The 18,007-nt window shown below is 53.4% G+C and carries 13 protein-coding genes; 4 read left to right on the top strand and 9 right to left on the bottom strand.

Annotation, left to right across the window (positions count from 1 at the left end; translation table 11 throughout):
• The first annotated feature begins 149 nt into the window (after positions 1-149).
• On the top strand, positions 150-3,257 hold the full coding sequence (locus tag H6585_03590) for an ATP-dependent helicase (protein ID MCB9447411.1): 3,108 nt from the start codon (positions 150-152) through the stop codon (positions 3,255-3,257).
• An 84-nt stretch (positions 3,258-3,341) separates the two neighbouring features.
• Here H6585_03590 and H6585_03585 read toward each other — a convergent pair whose 3' ends face one another.
• A complete protein-coding gene (locus H6585_03585) occupies positions 3,342-4,406 on the bottom strand; it encodes an aminotransferase class I/II-fold pyridoxal phosphate-dependent enzyme (GenBank protein ID MCB9447410.1) in 1,065 nt (354 codons plus the stop codon).
• Between the two features lie 95 nt (positions 4,407-4,501).
• Between H6585_03585 and H6585_03580 the strand changes: the two genes are divergently transcribed.
• Positions 4,502-6,154, top strand: a complete 1,653-nt coding sequence (locus H6585_03580; GenBank protein ID MCB9447409.1) for a S8 family serine peptidase — start codon at positions 4,502-4,504, stop codon at positions 6,152-6,154.
• A gap of 12 nt (positions 6,155-6,166) precedes the next feature.
• Positions 6,167-6,877, top strand: coding sequence for a hypothetical protein (locus H6585_03575; GenBank protein MCB9447408.1), 711 nt, complete (start codon positions 6,167-6,169; stop codon positions 6,875-6,877).
• Between the two features lie 5 nt (positions 6,878-6,882).
• On the opposite strand, the gene H6585_03570 is transcribed toward H6585_03575, so the two are convergent.
• The 3 genes from H6585_03570 to H6585_03560 form a co-directional block, all read right to left on the bottom strand.
• Positions 6,883-7,728, bottom strand: coding sequence for an acetyl-CoA carboxylase carboxyltransferase subunit beta (locus H6585_03570; protein MCB9447407.1), 846 nt, complete (start codon positions 7,726-7,728; stop codon positions 6,883-6,885).
• A gap of 28 nt (positions 7,729-7,756) precedes the next feature.
• On the bottom strand, positions 7,757-8,815 hold the full coding sequence (locus H6585_03565; protein MCB9447406.1) for a class I fructose-bisphosphate aldolase: 1,059 nt from the start codon (positions 8,813-8,815) through the stop codon (positions 7,757-7,759).
• Between the two features lie 426 nt (positions 8,816-9,241).
• Positions 9,242-11,623: a BamA/TamA family outer membrane protein gene (locus H6585_03560; protein ID MCB9447405.1), complete on the bottom strand. Its 2,382-nt coding sequence runs from the start codon at positions 11,621-11,623 to the stop codon at positions 9,242-9,244.
• Between the two features lie 60 nt (positions 11,624-11,683).
• Here H6585_03560 and H6585_03555 point away from each other — a divergent pair, with 60 nt between their 5' ends.
• Positions 11,684-12,448 carry an RNA methyltransferase gene (locus H6585_03555; GenBank protein ID MCB9447404.1) on the top strand — a complete coding sequence of 255 codons (765 nt, stop codon included), beginning with the start codon at positions 11,684-11,686 and terminating at the stop codon, positions 12,446-12,448.
• On the opposite strand, the gene H6585_03550 is transcribed toward H6585_03555, so the two are convergent.
• The 5 genes from H6585_03550 to H6585_03530 form a co-directional block, all read right to left on the bottom strand.
• The gene (locus H6585_03550; GenBank protein MCB9447403.1) at positions 12,429-13,154 is read right to left on the bottom strand and encodes a PorT family protein; all 726 of its coding nucleotides are present in this window, start codon (positions 13,152-13,154) and stop codon (positions 12,429-12,431) included. The genes H6585_03555 and H6585_03550 overlap by 20 nt on opposite strands.
• 3 nt (positions 13,155-13,157) lie before the next feature.
• Positions 13,158-13,823: a bifunctional demethylmenaquinone methyltransferase/2-methoxy-6-polyprenyl-1,4-benzoquinol methylase UbiE gene (gene ubiE / locus H6585_03545; protein MCB9447402.1), complete on the bottom strand. Its 666-nt coding sequence runs from the start codon at positions 13,821-13,823 to the stop codon at positions 13,158-13,160.
• A gap of 104 nt (positions 13,824-13,927) precedes the next feature.
• Positions 13,928-15,736: a hypothetical protein gene (locus tag H6585_03540; GenBank protein MCB9447401.1), complete on the bottom strand. Its 1,809-nt coding sequence runs from the start codon at positions 15,734-15,736 to the stop codon at positions 13,928-13,930.
• A gap of 54 nt (positions 15,737-15,790) precedes the next feature.
• Positions 15,791-16,801 (bottom strand): D-glycero-beta-D-manno-heptose-7-phosphate kinase, encoded by a 1,011-nt coding sequence (locus tag H6585_03535; protein ID MCB9447400.1) that lies wholly within the window; start codon positions 16,799-16,801, stop codon positions 15,791-15,793.
• Complete coding sequence (locus H6585_03530; GenBank protein ID MCB9447399.1) at positions 16,798-17,991, bottom strand: pyridoxal phosphate-dependent aminotransferase; 1,194 nt, start codon at positions 17,989-17,991, stop codon at positions 16,798-16,800. The genes H6585_03535 and H6585_03530 overlap by 4 nt, the downstream gene beginning before the upstream one ends.
• Between the last annotated feature and the right edge of the window lie 16 nt (positions 17,992-18,007).

The raw sequence follows: 18,007 nt of genomic DNA, 5'->3' as shown, positions 1-18,007 counted from the left end.
GTCCCCGAAAACAACGATTAAAAGAATGCCCTACACTTTGCATTTGAAAGTCCAATTAACGGAAATTATTCCTAAAGGTCAAATTTGGGTAAAAATCGTACAGCTTTAACCGCCTGTTCATTTTTGTACCTTCGCAAGGTAACATATCTATGCAAAGTACACCCCCACAAACAGCTGCAAAATTCGGATTTGACGAAGTGCTTGAACGGCTCAATCCCGGGCAACGCCTTGCGGTGGAAAGCATAGAAGGTCCGGTGCTTGTACTTGCCGGACCGGGTACCGGAAAAACGCAGGTACTGGCTGCGCGGATCGCTTACATGCTGCAACACCCCGACCTGCAGTTGCACCCCGAAGAGATCCTATGCCTCACCTTCACCGAAGCCGGAACAGTGGCGATGCGCAGGAGGTTGCTGCAATTCATCGGTCCGACCGCCCACCGTGTAGGCATCTTCACTTTTCACGGATACTGCAATGATCTGATCCTGGCCAATCCTGACGTATTCGGGGTACGCGATTTCGAGCCCATCACAGACCTGGAAAGGCTGGAAGTGATGAAACGTCTGATCGAAGAACTCCCCAAAGACCACCTGCTGAAACGATTCAAAGGTGATCCTTATAGCGATGTAAGCCGCCTGCAGCATTTGTTCCAGGTGATGAAAAGCGAAGACTGGACCGAGCAGACCATTAAGGATACAGTGAAGCAATACCTGGATGAACTGCCAACCCTGGAGGAATTCACATACAAACGGGCCAATGCCAAACAGGGCATCCAGGCGGGTGATCCCAATCCCAACAAGATCAAACCGGTTCAGGAGCGGATGGAGAAACTGCTCGCAGGTGCCTCCCTGTTTCAACGCTACCAGGACATCATGAATGAGTTGCGGCGTTACGACTATGCCGACATGATCCTATGGGTACTCCGGGCCTTCAAGGAACAGCCTGAATTCCTGCAACTGCAGCAAGAGCGATACCCATATTTCCTGGTGGATGAATACCAGGATACCAACGGTGCACAAAACGAGATCCTCCAATTGCTTGCGTCTTATTGGGAAAAACCCGACGTGTTCGTGGTGGGCGATGACGACCAATCGATCTTTCGCTTCCAGGGCGCCAACATCCGGAACATCCTCGACTTCTGCACACTTTACCGGCAACATCTGCGAACCGTCGTCCTCACCGAAAACTACCGTTCATCCCAGGTGATCCTCGATGAGGCAAGGCGACTGATCGAACACAACACCGAGCGACTGAACAATTCGCACCTGCCGGGGCTCAACAAAACCCTGGTGGCGCGTCACCCTGCCTTCGCCCACCTGAAAGACGAACCCGCGGTATGGGAATGCCCCAACAACCTGCATGCCTTGCAGGTTCTCACCGACAGCATCCGGGCACGCCACAACCAAGGAACGCTCTACAAAGACATGGCGGTAATCTACCGCAACCACGCCTCCGCAGAACCTTTCATCCGCATCCTGGAGCAGCAGGGCATCCCATATAAAACCGGCCGTAAGGTGGATGTGCTCACACTGCCCATCATTCGGCAGCTCATCACCGTATTCAACTACTGCGCAAAAGAAAACCAGCGGATCCTGAGCGGCGAGTCCCTGCTTTTTGAACTGTTGCACTTCCCTTTTGCCAACCTCAACCGCAGAGACGTACTTAAACTGGCCATCCGCATGGCCGCCAAATCCAAACCTCATGCTTCCTGGCGGGAGCTGACCGGCGATCACCTGCTGCTCGCCACCCTCGAACTGGAAGACCCCCAGGCCGTGATCCGGCTCAACACCTGGCTGGAAGATGCCATCCGCGATGCACACCACCTGCCCCTCCCCCTGTGGATCGAGACGGTGCTGGACAAAAGCGGGTTCATGAAACACCTCCTGGCCTCACCGCAACGCATCTGGCATCTGCAGGCCGTGAGTACTTTTCTTTCGTTTGCCCGCGCCGAAACCAACCGCCAGCGCAAACTCACCCTCGCCGGTTTCCTGGAGACACTGGAGTTGATGGAAGCCAACCGACTCAGCCTGCCGCTGGAAAAATCCATCGACCATGAAGGTGGCATCAACCTGGTGACGGCACACGGTTCCAAAGGGCTTGAGTTCGAACATGTGTACATCATCGACGCCACCAAAGATCAGTGGGAAAGCAGCAGGAAGGGAGGCAACAACCGCTTCACCTTCCCGGATACACTGACACAGGCCGGTGAAGACAGCGACACCGAAGAAAGTCGGCGCCTGTTCTATGTTGCCATGACACGCGCCATGCGTTCACTCACACTCATTTATCCAACCAGCCGCGACCAAAAAGAACTTGAGCGTTGCCTGTTCGTGGATGAATTGCTGGAAGGCGGAACCATGCAGGTCACACATCCAGCTGCCAAGGAAGAAGACCTGATCCGGCTGCAAGCACTGTTGCTGTTACCCTCTCCGGAACTCACCCTGCCCGAAGCCGAATCACAACGGGTCGCAGAACTGCTGCAACACTACCAGATGAACGTGACCCATCTGAACAAATACCTCGAGTGCCCGATCGCCTTTTTCTACGATCACATCCTGCGCGTTCCCACCGTGGAGAACCAGTACATGGCATTCGGAACGGTGATCCACGATGCACTCCGACGCTTTTTCAACCAATGGAAGGACAAAGAAGCATTACCGGATGCCGACTTCCTGGTAGATTGCTTCAGACATGAGATGCACCGACATCCCGCTGCATTCACCACACTGCAATTTGAAGATCGCCTGCACCAGGGCGAAGACATCCTCAGAAGATACCATGCCCATTACTCATCGTCATGGAACCCGGTGGTGGTTACCGAATACCACATCCGCCAGGTGGAAATTGACGGTGTGCCGGTAAACGGAACGCTCGACAAGATCGAGTTCGAAGGCAACCATGTGAACGTGGTGGATTACAAAACCGGCAAGGTGGCCAACGGCAAGAGCAAGCTTCAAAGCCCGAACGACAAGCACCCCGATGGCGGCAACTACTGGCGGCAGCTGGTGTTTTACAAGTTATTGGTGGATGCGGACAAACGCACGAACTGGGCGGTACAATCCGGAGAGATCGACTTCATCGAACCGGATGAAAAAGATGCGTTTGCAAAAGAAAAGATCTTCATCACACCTGCCGACGAAGGCATCGTAAGGGCACAGATCAAAGACACCTACCAGCAAATCATGGCACAGAAATTCAGTCCGGGCTGCGGAGAAGAAACATGTGAATGGTGCAACTTTGAGCGGGAAATGCTGGGGTGAAGTTGCGAGTTACAAGTCTCAAGTTTCAAGTTGGCAACCGACGTCGATAAGCTGCTTGCAGGCAATACATTCACAGGCACAATCTCAACTCTTCACTTGAGACTCGCCACTTGAGACTTTCAACTCAAACCCCTTCACCGCTTCCAACGTCTTTTCCAGCATCTCATCGGTAAAGTCAAGGTGGGTTACAAAGCGGATGGTTTGGGGGCGAACGGAAAAGGCCAGGATGCCTTGTTCCTTCAGGTAAGCCAGAAACTTGTCGGCCTGCACCTCATCTTTCAGGCGAAACACAAGAATGTTGGTGAACACATCGGCCACTTCCTCCACATACGAAAGTGTATTTAATGCAGCTGCCAGCGCAGCCGCCCTGCGATGATCTTCCTTCAGCAGGCCCACATGGTGCTCGAGCGCATACAGGCCGGCAGCCGCCAGCACCCCCACCTGTCGCATCCCGCCACCGATGGCTTTGCGCACCTTGCGGGCGCGTTTGATCATGTCGCTACTTCCAACCAGCACCGATCCTACCGGGCACCCGAGCCCTTTCGACAAGCATATGGAAATGCTGTCGACATGCTTTCCATATTCCGATGCATCCGCACCTGAAGCCACCAGGGCGTTGAAAATCCTGGCACCATCCACGTGGAAGATCAATCCTTTGTCCCGACACACTGCAGACAACGCCCTGATCTGATCCAACGAATAATAATTGCCGCCGGTCATGTTGCAACTGTTTTCAACCACCACCATGCGTGTACGGGTGTGCCAGTCCGTATCCGTTTTGATGTTCCGCGTTATATCTTCAGGCAACAGAATGCCGTTGCGACCGTAGACAACGCGGATGGATGCACCGGATAACATGGCGGGTGTACCGCCTTCATAGTTGTAGATATGACTGAACTCATCGCAAATGATCTCATCACCCGGAACGGTATGCGTGCGGATCGCCACCTGGTTGGTCATCGTACCCGACACTCCATACAAACCGGCTTCCATCCCGAAACGGCTCGCCATTTCCGCCTCCAGGGCTTTCACCGTAGGGTCTTCTCCAAATACGTCGTCGCCCACCGCGGCCGCCACCATGGCCTGCAACATGGCGGGTGTGGGTTTGGTAACGGTATCACTTCTGAGATCAATATAGCTCCGGCTCATATCGTTAATTTTATTATTCTTGTTGATTCAATCGCCCGAATTTAATGGATATCTCCCGAATAGTGAAGACAGGATGGTTTTGCGGACTAGGTTTGATGTACGGGACCTTGACCATGGGCCAGGCAACTGCACCAGAAACCGTTACCACTTCCACCCCATATTGGGTGTACTTTACCGACAAGGGAGGGCAGGCGTTTGATCCGTATGCCTTCTTTGACCCGTTGGCGATTCAGCGAAGGAAGACAGCCGGTATTCCCGTATTCGACAGCACCGACATACCGGTTGACCCTCGGTACATCCGTGAAGTAGGTTCAATATGTGATTCGATTGATTACCCGAGCCGGTGGTTCAATGCGCTGGCCATATATGCAAAACACGACCAGTTGAACACCATCCGTTCATTGCCATTCGTAAGCAAAGTAGAAGCAATGACTCCAATGCTTCTTGAACCGGCGTGGCAAACAACCGGCAAACTCAACTGCAGGCAAACCGACCTCCTTGTACAGCAAACCGCATTCATGGAAGGAGCGCTTTTCAAAGAGGCCGGGCTTACAGGCCGTGGCATCCGAATCGCCATACTGGATGCGGGTTTTCCAGGTGTAGACACCGACCCTGTATTCCAACACATCCGCAGTCAGCACCACATCATCTCAACGTACGACTTTGTTAAGAAACAAGAATGGGTCTACGGCTATAGCACACACGGCGCCATGGTGCTGTCGTGTATTGCGGGCATCTACGACAGCATACCGGTCGGACTTGCACCCGACGCAGAGTTCCTGCTGGCGCGAACTGAAAATGTCATCCACGAACCCTTTTCCGAAGAAAAAAACTGGCTGGCCGCCGTGGAGTGGGCAGACAAACAAGGGGTACAGATCATCAACAGTTCACTCGGGTACACCGTGCAACGCTACTTCCCGGAAGACATGAACGGCAAAACCAGCCTCATCGCAAGGGCGGCTACGATGGCGGCATCCAAAGGCATCCTGGTGGTGAATGCAGCGGGCAACGAAGGCGACAACCGGTGGAAGCACATTGCCAGTCCGGGCGACGCCGACAGCATCCTGACCGTGGGCGCCATCAATCCCAATACAGGGTACAAAAGTGATTTCAGTTCGATCGGCCCTACCGTTGACCATCGCCTGAAGCCCAATGTTTCTGCGTTCGGTACGGTGATGGCTTCCACAGGACATGGAACGGGAAACCTTGAGGAAACCAGCGGCACTTCATTCGCAAGTCCGCTTGTGGCCGGGTTCGCCGCCTGTGCCTGGCAGAAAGACACCACGCTTACCAACATGCAAATGCTGGAACTGCTCCAGCAATCGGGACACCTGTACCCGTATTTCGATTATGCCCACGGATACGGTGTACCCCAGGCATCTTTCTTCACCAAAGAAATGAAGATACCCAAGCCTACTTTCGAGTTCGCGGTAGATTCCACCGGCTACATTGAAGTGGACATCCGTGACACAAGCGGCCTGGACACGATGAACATGTTTGCCACTCCCCCCCTGTTCACACAGCGGGAGGATGACGAGCATGAACCTATAAGTGCGATGAATGCAAGTCGCGCCAAACCCTACCTCATCTATTATCACATCGCAAACGCCAGTGGCATGCTCAGAAGGTATGCCGTCATACAAGTGCAATCCCACACGCCGCTAACGCTAAGCATGTATCAGTTCAAACCCGGCGACCAGCTTTCTGTATGTTTCCGCGGTTATGTTCATACCTATGTATTCAAATAAGAAGTTCTGCAGATGAGAAGTGTTGTGATATGCATATTGATCCTGTTACCGGGCTGGCTCATGCAGGCTTACGGACAGGCAGTATTGATGGAAGAAGATGTTGCGGGCGATACGGTTCCGGATATGTACGGCCCCAACCGGAGGCACTTTGTGTTTGAATATGTGGGCTTCGGTTCACATGGCGGTCAGGCGGAAAAGAACGGACGCATCAATGGCGCATCCAGCATCCAGTCGCGCCTTGGCTACACGTATAAACTCAGGATCAACCAGCTGCTGGCAACGGGCATCAGCCTGGGCTACGCATACGATGTATTCGCCATCAAGCAAACCGATAACAAAGCGATACCGGATACGGTTCGCCACAGCAGCGAGAAGATGCGGTTCCACCTGCTCACCTCAAATGCATTCTTCCGGATTTCCCTTTCTCCCAGACGCGGAAACATCCTGGGCAACTACATCGACCTGGGCGGATACGGTAACTGTGTGCTGGGCGCCAACCACAAAACCATCGACGACATGCCGGACGGCACGCGTATCAAAACCGTGGTTTCCAGGGAAGGGCTGCATGAGACCTTGCAGTACGGACTATTCAGCAAGCTGGGCTTTCAATTTGTTGTGATCTTCGCAGAATACCGGATGTCAGACCTGTTCAAGGCAAACAGAAACATTCCCGAAACGCCACGTTTTATGGCGGGCATCGAGTTCAACTTACCGATGCAATAAGGGGCTCAGCCTTTGAAATGGCGGATCATCAACGAGATCTTGCTTTTCAGTTCGCGACGGTCCACAATGCTATCGAGGAAGCCGTGTTCGAGCACGAACTCTGCGGTTTGAAATCCTTCCGGTAAATCCTTCCCTATTGTTTCCTTCACCACACGCGGACCGGCGAAGCCGATGAGGGCACCCGGTTCAGCGATGTTAAGGTCGCCCAGCATGGCAAAAGATGCGGTTACACCCCCGGTGGTCGGATCGGTGAGCAGCGAAATGTAAGGGATGCGCTTTTGCGCCAGCACCCCAAGCCTGGCAGCGGTCTTGGCCATTTGCATCAGGGAAAAGGCAGCTTCCATCATGCGGGCGCCACCCGACTTGGAGATCATCAGGAACGGTGCCTTCCTCGCAATGGCGAAGTCAATTGCCCGGGCAATCTTCTCCCCTACCACAGCGCCCATGGAACCACCTATGAAGTCGAAGTTCATGCAGGCTATCACCACATTGTGCCGTTCGATCTTGCCGAAGGCCGACATGATGGCATCGTGTGCATTTGTCTTCTTCTGCGACTGCACCAACCGGTCGGTGTACTTCTTGGTGTCCTCGAAATGGAGGGGATCGGCGGCTTCCATATATGGATCGAGTTCTTCGAACTTGTTCTTGTCGAACAGGATCTTGAAGTACTCGGCGGGGCCGATGCGTTGATGGTAGTTGCATGAGGTACACACATACTGGTTATCCTCATGGTCTTGCTTGGGAACAATTTCTTTGCACGACGGGCATTTGTACCACAGACCTTCCGGGGTTTCTTTCTTTTCCCGGGTGGACGTAGTTATTCCCTCCTTGATTCTTTTAAACCAACCCATATAACTCTACTATAGGTTTTGATCTGAATTATGCCAGATCAATATCCGCAGAAAGATACACGTCCTGAATGGCCTGGAGCAGTTCCACTCCTTCCTTCATGGGTTTTTGAAAGGCCTTTCTTCCGGAAATCAGTCCCTGGCCACCCGCTCGCTTATTGATCACAGCGGTTTGTACGGCTTCGGACATATCGGAGGCCCCTTTGGATTCTCCACCCGAATTGATCAGACCGGCACGGCCCATGTAGCAATTAGCCACCTGGTAGCGACACAGGTCGATCGGATGCGGAGAAGTCAGTTGGTCGTATACTTTCGGATGCGTTTTGCCAAATTTAATGGCATTGAATCCACCATTGTTGGTGGGCAATTTCTGTTTAATGATGTCTGCCTGAATGGTCACACCCAGGTGGTTTGCCTGGCCGGTGATATCGGCAGCGGTGTGGTAATCCACCCCGTCCACCTTGAACCCGCTGTTGCGCAGGTAGCACCATAGCACAGTGGCCATTCCCAGCTCATGGGCACGTTCGAATGCCTGGGCCACTTCCACGATCTGGCGGGATGACTCTTCTGAACCGAAGTAGATGGTGGCGCCTACGGCTACAGCGCCCAGGTTCCATGCTTCCTCAACGGTACCGAACATCACCTGATCGTACTTATTGGGGTAGGTCAGCAGTTCGTTGTGGTTGATCTTAACGATGAACGGAATCTTGTGCGCATATTTTCTGGATACAGAAGCGAGTACACCATAGGTAGATGCCACGGCATTGCAACCACCTTCAATGGCCAGCTTCACGATATTCTCAGGATCAAAATAAATGGGATTCGGAGCAAAAGACGCCCCGGCTGAATGCTCAATACCCTGATCCACCGGAAGGATGGATAGGTAACCGGTATGTGCCAGGCGACCATGCTGATACAGGGCGGAAAGGTTCCGCACCGTTTGGTTGTTCCGCTGTGTCAGTGAGAAGACCCTGTCGATAAAATCAGGGCCCGGCTGATGAAGCATTTTCTTATCAATGGTTTCACACTTGTGGTTCAGGAGAGAGTCTGCCTGATCGCCCAACAGCGCTTCAATCTTTTTAAGTGACATGCAATGGGTATTTAAGAATAACAGGCAAAGCTAAAAAAATATCGCCTGATCGCAATTGGGTCGTGAGTCGTAAGTCGTAAGTCGTTAGTAGTCAATGGGCATTAATAATGGTCAATGGTCAATAGTCAATAGTCAATAGTTAATAGTTAATAGTTAATAGTTAATGGGACCCGGGTTTCATTGACGCGACCGAAGGAAGCCTTTGACAGCGCCGCGTATTGACCCGACCAGCGGGAGCAATGACCATTTACACGACCGAAAGGCAGGTAGAGAGTCTCAAGTCGCGAGTTAAGAGTTGATATACGGCCCGAGAATGGTCTGTCCCCATTGAAAAACTACCGGGCACAATGCTCCAATTGAATGGATGCTACCAACTTGAGACTTGAAACTTGAAACTTGAGACTCGCAACTTGAAACTCGCAACTCTTAAAACGGATATCCGATCCCCAAATTCACATTCGCGAAAGGATAGCGTTGCCCGTTCGAATTAAAGTAGTTGTCTTTCCACGTGCGGTCGAACAGGCGTTGCAGCGTGAACCGTTCTCCGTAATCAAAAGCCGGATCAATGGTTTTCAGGCCCATGTCGAGGCGGATGATGAAGAAGGTAAAATCGAACCGGAGGCCGGTTCCAATGCCAAGTGCGAGGTCTTTGTAGAATGAGCCGGTGAATTCGCCTCCCGGACGGGCATCATCTTTCCGCATCAGCCAGATGTTGCCCGCATCGGCGAAGAGGGCTCCTTTTAACGACTTGATGATCCCGAACCTATACTCTGCATTGGCTTCTATGCGGATATCACCTGTCTGGTCGAAGTTACTGATACCGCTGTAGCTACCGGGTCCCAGCGAACGCACCTTCCAGGCACGCATGCCGTTGGCGCCGCCTCCGAAAAAGCTTTCTTCCAACGGCAACACCATCAGGTTGCCATACGGAGCGCCCACTCCCCCGCTCAGCCGAAGCACCAGTTGGTCATCGTGGCGCAGGGTAAAATAATGCCGGTAGTCCAGGTGCATGCGGGCATACTGTGCGAACCGCACCCCGAGCAATGTATAACCATCACCGGTATCCACGCTGCTTCCGAGGTTATAGATTCCCCGAAGTATGTTCCCGGCGATCTTCGCATCGGCCCTGAAAAATGAGAAATGGCGGGCATCGGACTTTTCCTGGTTGTTGAAGATGAAGCTGTAGCTACTTCCGAGGGTAAGGTGGTCCTGGTAGCTGTTCAGCAGGAAAATGTTCTGGCGGCTTTCCAGCACTTCGAGTGCGGCGGGTTCAAGGTGTACTTTCACATAGTTGAAATCCACCGGCGTGAGTATATGGGTTTTTGTGGACGACTCCCTCCATTTATAACCCAGCGCCACTTTTCCGATGCGGCGGAGGTAATCGGCACGGCGCTGGAAGAAGTACGACACCTGTATGGTGGTGCGGGGGTTGAAGTATTGCGAAACATGCTCGTACCTGAATGGCACCAAAAATTTGGGGATCTGCAGGGTCACTTCCGGCCCGAACTCCACCGTATTGAAAGGCGACTTGTCGCGCGTAATGCTGTCGTTCTGCAGGTTCAGCGACTTCTGCGCTTCGAGCGCGCCTTTGAACTTCACCTCCAGGATCTCGGCCCCGTGGAAGGCGTTCCGGTGGCGGTACACCAGGTTGCCGGCGATGCCCAGGTTGCCGCCCGAGTGGGTTCCTTCCGTTTCCAAAGAAACCGATTGCAGGGGCGACGGCGTCAGGCGAATGAAGCTGTTCAGCACATAGCCGCTGTCGGCTGCGGGAACGAACGCCACATCCACAAACTTGAATTGCCCCAAAGAAGCCAACCGGCGGTAGGTATTGTCAGAATTCTTTTCCTGATAAAGGGAACCCTTTTCAAGGAAGATGCAGCGAAGAAGGGCCTCCGGTTTGAACTCCATCGGGCCGGTATGCAGGAAGTCCGCCTGTTGGGTATACGTCGTATCAGGATTTACCTGACCTTGCTGCAGCAGCTTGTACCGGGGGTACACAAATATATTCCCGATGGTATAGGGATGGTGAAAAACCGTTACAAGGGAATCGCCCGATTTGCGGGTGAAGTCTTTGATCCCGAGGAACAGATCCACCTGGCGGTTGCCCACCGTACTGTCCACCTTAAAATAAATATAATCCTGGGCGATGGTATAGTAGCCCCGATTCCTGAGTTCAGCATTGATCCACTTCCTTTCCGCATGCAACACATCCACGTCGTACCGGTTGCCTGTTTTCAACAGCGTTCGCGACTCCCTCTCACCTGCCACGATGCCTTTCAACACCGGATCCGCGATATCATACATCACATTGCGAATGGTGTACGGCTTACCGGCCGTAACCATATAATGCACCAACGATTTCCGGCGCTGCTTCCTTTGCATATGCCTTTTTCTGAAGGTCACCGTGTCTTTCACTTCGGCATTGAAGAAACCTTTGCTTCGCATGTACAGCTGCAGTTGCCGGGAGGTACGTTCGGTTAACATGCTATCGAGCAGCACCGGTTCTTCCCCGATGGTGTTCCGCATGAACTTTCTCATCTTGGTTTCCTTCTTTGATCCGGCAGCCTGGTAAACGGCCAGGTGAAACCGAAACAACCCCAGGATCTTTCGGTTCGGCTTTTGCTTGATAAGGGATTGCAGCGCCTCCTTATCGATTTCCGGAGCGCCTTCCACGGTTACTTGATTTTTCACAAGCAATGAACTGCCTTCGGGCAAATGCCTGGTAATGCTGCACCCTGCCAGCGTCAGCAACAGGATCGGCATCCATGCGAATCGCCGGAAAGATATTTGGTTGGGCAGGGTTGTCATCAGCGCGACGCAAATTTACTATATTCACCGCAAGCGCCATACCACAAGGAGATTACATCAATGAAATCGCTCAGCAAAGCACAAATCAAATGGATCCGTTCCCTCCATACCAAGAAGGGACGGGCAGCATCTGCCTGCTTCATGGTGGAAGGACACAAGGCCGTGGCAGAAGCACTGGCCTCGGGTGTTCCCCTCAAGCTGATAGCAGGATCGGAAGAAATCCTTGCCACCATGGGGCCAGAACAACCCTTTTTCCATACCGCCACATCCGACCAACTCGCCACCGTCTCTGCATTGAGCACACCGCCCGGCATCGTTGCAGTGGCAGAAATTCCCCAGACCGATTTTTCACCGGAGATGATACGCGGGCGCACCGCTTTCATATGTGACGGCATCCGTGACCCCGGCAACCTGGGCACACTGGTGCGTACAGCCGACTGGTTCGGGCATCCCTGCATGATCTGCTCGCCCGACTGTGCCGATCTGTTCAATCCCAAAACAGTTCAGTCAACCATGGGTTCCGTCTTCCGGGTGCCGGTTTTTTATATGGACCTGCAACCTTTGATGAAACTCTTTCGTGAAAGCCATAGTCCCATCTGGGCCACCACCCTGGATGGCGACAACCTGTTTGACCGGCAGGACATCGCGCCAGGCCTCATTCTCCTGGGCAGTGAATCTCATGGATTGAAACCGGAACTCGCAAAAGAGGCCACTGGTTCATTACGAATTCCCGGCGGAACCCGTGGAACGGAAAGCCTGAATGTAGCCATGGCCGGCAGCATCCTTGCCGCCGAATTCCACCGACTTACTCGAAATAGAAAGTGAACATCACCATCTTGGACCGCAGCACACGAATGGCCTGCGAGTAAATCTGGTCTTCGTGTACCAGCAGATCGGGAATCCCGAAACCCATTTTGATTTCAGGGGTGAATTTGAAAAATTCAAGGTAGAAGTCGATGCCCATGCCCACTTCAAACAACAGGTCACTTTTGTGGATCCTCACAAATATTTCTTCGGGCTTCAGGTTCTGGTCGGCACCTTCCTGTGATGCCAGGTCAAGCATATAAGTGGCACCCGCCACCAGGTACACACGGTAGTTATTCAGCCTGGCTGCGCGGTATTTGACATTGAACGGAAACATCAGGAATGTACTTTCCACATTTTTCTTCTGCTCAATGATGGCATTTTGCTTGGTGGAACGAACCCTGTATGTAAGTCCGCGTTCGGCAAAAGAAAGTGTGGGCAGAAACCGCAGGTTCATGTGCTGGTTCATCCGAAGATCGGAAACGATGCCGAGGGAAAATCCCGACTGCGCATATGGCTCTACCGATAGCACCGAATCCAGACTGGCAATGTCGGGTGAAGTTTTGACGATGAAATTGGCACTGTTGATTCCGAGCAGAAAACCGAAATGCAACTGCTGGTTGTCATAAGTCGACAGGAATTTAACGGTTTGCTTCTGTGCCTGCACGCTTACACAGAGGCACACGAGGCATAACATGGCAAGCGCCGTATGTCGGATGCGGTTCAAACCTTATTTATCTCCGGTATAAATGGAAGCGATGCCGAATGAAAGACGAACGCAGTTCACTTTTGAGAATCCCACGCTGCGCATCACATCCAGAAAACGGTCGCCTTCGGGGAAAGCCCTGACCGATTCCGGCAGGTATGCATAGGCAGCATCGTGTTTGGAAATCTTTTTACCGACCCAGGGCAGGATGGTTGAGGAATAAAACCGGTAGAGTTGTTTGACCGGGAAGGTGGTGGGATTTGAAAATTCAAGCACCACAGCCCTTCCGCCCGGTTTCAATACGCGGTGGATATCAGCCAATCCTTTGTCGAGATGTTCGAAGTTCCTCACGCCAAAAGCAACGGTGACCGCGTCGAAAGTATTGCTGTCAAAGGGGATATTTTCGGAATCGCCTTCCAGCAATTCAATGCGGTCCGACAATCCTTTTTTGTTGATCTTTTCCCTTCCCACTTCCAGCATCCCGTTGGAGATATCGATGCCGGTCACCTTATCGGGATGCAGGTCCAGCGCCTGTATGGCGAAGTCGCCCGTACCAGTGGCCACATCCAGGATCTGTTTCGGCGCCACTGGCTTCAGGTGCTTCAAAGCTTTGTTGCGCCAGCGGATGTCGATGCCCATGGAGAGCACATGGTTCAGAAAATCGTACCTGGGCGAGATGCTATCGAACATCCCGGAAATAACTTCCTTCTTCTTGTCGAGTGTGGTTTCTGAATGCAAATCCGGCCGGCGTTTGAATGTTCAGGCGCAAAGATACACATTCTGCCTTCCCTGCCTCAGCCGACCATGATCTGCGCCCGGGGATAGTGAAAACGCTGGCCACCTTGCTTTCTACCCAAAGCATTCAGCAGTAGCAGCAGTCCAACCCTTCCCACGATCATGGATGCCATGAGCACGGCCTGGCCGATCGCCGACATTTCCGACACCGGCGTACCACTCTGACCGGAAAGGGTGATGGCCGACATCTCCGCCATCAGCAACTGAAGCACGCGCCAGTTCGGGTCGGTCAGGCACAGGATGAACGCACCCATCACAATGGCGCCCACCATGAAGATTACGATGGAAAAGGAGCGGCTGAAGATATCGAACGATAGCACATGCCGTTCGAACTGCACATCTTTCTTGCCGCGGATGGTGGCCGTAGCCGAAAGGAGGATGGCGGTGAAGGTGGATGTTTTGACGCCACCCGCCACGGATCCGGAAGCACCACCGACGAACATCAGGAACAGCATCAGCATCACCACCGACTGGGAAGCTTTGGAAAAGTCGACAGTAGAAAAAGCACATGACCGGTTGATGGCCATGAACAGGGCCGAGATCCCTGCCTCCGAATAATTGCGACCCACCAGGGAGTTTTCCTTTTCGAGCAGGAAGAACAACACACCACCGGCGATGGCCATGAAGATGGCGCTGTACAATGCAATGCGGGTATTGATGGCGACACGTTTCCATGGCAGCCTCAACCGCGTTCTTAGGTTGGATATGCCGAACAGATCAAGAAGCGGCAGGTACCCAAGCCCACCCAGGAACACCAAGATGGCAATCATCAGGTGCAGTACATACGATGTTTCCAACAGCGGATTTCGTATGCCGCCGGTATACAGACTGAACCCTGTATTTGAAAATGCGGAGACCGCATGAAAAAAGGAACTGTACAATTTGTCACCCACCGTGGCAAAGACCATTTCTTTCGGCCACAGCATGTAGATGCCGATGGTGCCAAGCACCTCGATGAGCAGGCAGATACCGAAGATCTGCCTCAAGACACCTTCTTTACTGAACAGCCTGTCTGCGCTCTGGAAGTCTTCCACCAGGGCCTGTTTCCGGATCCCCGACCCGGAAGAAAACTGGCTGCTCATGTAGGTGGCGAACACCAGGATATTGATCAAGCCTATCTGCATCAAAAACAACAACACCAACTGCCCTTTGAAGGTCAGCGTTGCGGCGATGTCCACCACGGTAAGTCCGCACAGGGTAACGGCACTCATGGATGTAAAAAGGGCCTTGTTCGCATTCAGCGCCACTGCTCCCACTCCACACTCGGGCAACATCAGCAGTCCGGCACCCAGACCGATCCAGAACAGGTAGGAAATAATGAGGATGCGCACCGGACCGGCGCGTTCGAAAAACAGCACGAAGGTGGTTTTGTTCAACTCGATCCCCACGATCAGCAGGAGGTACACCTGCACGAACACGAGGTACAGCGGGCGCACATTGTGAAAACCGAACTTGGCGAACATCACTTCCACCAAAGGGAAGTTGAACAGGTACGAGCTGGTGCCATCCACCACAATCCATATCATCAATACGCCCTCCAGCCACGACTCCCGCAGGAAGGCCGGCACATCAAAGGTGTAGATGATACGCAGGGCGTAGTGCAACACATAAAACCCGAGGCTGCATCTGATGATCCACAAGGGGAGGTCCCGCGATTGGGCATCCAGCGGAAACCCATAGGAATAAATCAGGGTAGATAGGGCAGCAATGGCCACCATGAAACTGGACCAGCGCAGCAACAGCAGTACGCGGTCTCTGGAGTAGTAAATGCGAAGATTTACCTTTTCACGGAATGACTGATAGGTCATAGGCCAGACGTGACGGATAAAGGTAGCCAATCCCCGATCAGCACACGCTTCATCCTACCAAAACTTTTCAACTTCGGCCTTAAGCCTTTCCATCGGCACGGTAACCACGCCCACGCTTTCACATACGAGTCCGCCGCCCAGGTTGGCGAGGAACGCCGCATCTTCGGGTGCGAGTCCTGCGGAAATGCCCAATGTGGCCAGTCCGATCACTGTATCACCGGCGCCGGACACATCGGCTATGTCGCGTTTCACGGCAGGGATATGGCGGAAGCCATCTTCCGAAAGCACCACCACGCCTTGTTCGGCGAGGGTCACCATGAGTACTTCATGTCCCTTCTCCTTGCGGAACGCCTCCATGGTTTCCTGCAGGCCTTTCAGGTCGTGGCCCGACAGGTCTTTGCCGGTGCCTTCCGCCATTTCGCGCAGGTTGGGTTTGAACAGGGTTGCTTCCTTATATACCTGGAACTGGTTTCGTTTGGGATCCACCGTAACGGGAATTCCTTTTTCCTTTCCGAAGGCAATGATGCGGTCGATCAGGCCGGGCGTGAGGAGTCCTTTGTCGTAATCCTCCAGCAGCACCGCCTTCACTTCTCCGCTTGCCATGCAGTTGCGGATCGCCAGCCACACCTTTTCTTCGGCATCGGTATCGAGCGGTGTCACGGTCTCCTCATCCACGCGCAGCATCTGGTGGTGGTTGCCGATGATCCTGGACTTGATGGTCGTAGGCCGGTTGGGTACGTCCACGAGGAGGGCATCATCCAAACCTGCTTTTTTAAAAAGTCCGCGGCAGATCCTGCCTCCGTCATCATCACCTACCACGGCAGCCACCATGGCTTTGGCACCGATGGCCTGGAGGTTCCTGGCCACGTTGGCGGCACCTCCGAGGCGGTGTTCCTTATGGGTAATGGCCACCACGGGCACGGGCGCTTCGGGTGAAATGCGGTTCACCTTGCCCCACCAGTAGGCATCCACCATCACGTCTCCCACGATCAGCACCGACTGGTCGGCCAGTGCACGGAAGAGCGCTTCCGGCGATGTGAATCCTGGAAAACGTTTCTGACTCACGCGAGCTTGGCCAGGGCGTCTTTTACACGGGTGAAGGCTTCCTTCAGACGTTCGTCGGAAGTAGCATATGACAGACGGATGTAGTCAGGCGTACCGAATGCTTCGCCGGGAACAGCGGCCACGTGGGCTTCTTCCAGGAGGTACATGCAGAGGTCGTTGCCGTCGTTGATCTTCTTGCCGTTCGCCGACTTGCCGTAGAAAGCGGACACATCCGGGAACACGTAGAACGCACCCTGGGGGTTGTTCACCTTCATGCCCGGGATTTTTGCAATCATGTCAAGTACGATGTCGCGGCGTTTGCGGAAGGTATCCACCATCTCCTTCACCTCTTTCGGGTCCATTTCCACCGCACGGTGTGCGGCTTTCTGTCCGATGGAGCAGGTACCGGATGTGATCTGTCCCTGCATCTTGTCGCAGGCTTTGGCGATCCATTCGGGGGCGGCCATGTAGCCGAGGCGCCATCCGGTCATGGAATAACCTTTGGAGCATCCGTTGATGATGATCACGCGGTCGCGCACGTTTTCGAACTGAGCGATCGACTCGTGTTTACCAACGAAGTTGATGTATTCATAGATCTCATCGCTCATGATGTAGATCTCGGGATAGTCCGCGAGCACATCGGCGATGGCCTTGAGTTCTTCTTTCGAGTACAGGCTGCCGGTGGGGTTGCACGGCGAGCTGAACATGATAAGGCGGGTTTTGGGGGTGATGGCCTTTTTGATTTGCTCGGCGGTCACCTTGAAATCGTTGTCGAGTCCGGCCTCAATGATCACAGGTTTGCCTTCGGCGAGCTTCACGATCTCGAGGTAGCTGACCCAGTATGGGGCGGGGATGATGACTTCGTCTCCCGGATCCACGAGGGCGAGCACGGCGTTGGCGATGGATTGCTTGGCGCCGGTGGACACCACGATCTGGGTGGCTTTGAAGTCGAGGTTGTTGTCGCGTTTCAACTTACGGGCGATGGCTTCACGCAGTTCCTGGTAACCGGAAACGTGGGTGTAGAAGGTGAAGTTCTCTTCGATGGCCTTTCGTGCGGCTTCCTTCACGACCTCAGGTGTGTTGAAGTCGGGTTCACCCAGGCTGAGGCTGATCACGTCTACGCCCTGGCCTGACAATTCTCTTGCTTTACGGGCCATCGCAATGGTTTGCGACTCCGAAAGCGCTTGCATCCTTTTCGCTAATCTTTCCATGGTTTTATTTGGGTAT

This window comes from Flavobacteriales bacterium, assembly GCA_020635855.1.
GTDB lineage: Bacteria > Bacteroidota > Bacteroidia > JACJYZ01 > JACJYZ01 > JACJYZ01.
The sequence above is the reverse complement of the archived record's forward strand: the minus strand, read 5'-3'. Positions and strand labels throughout refer to the sequence as shown.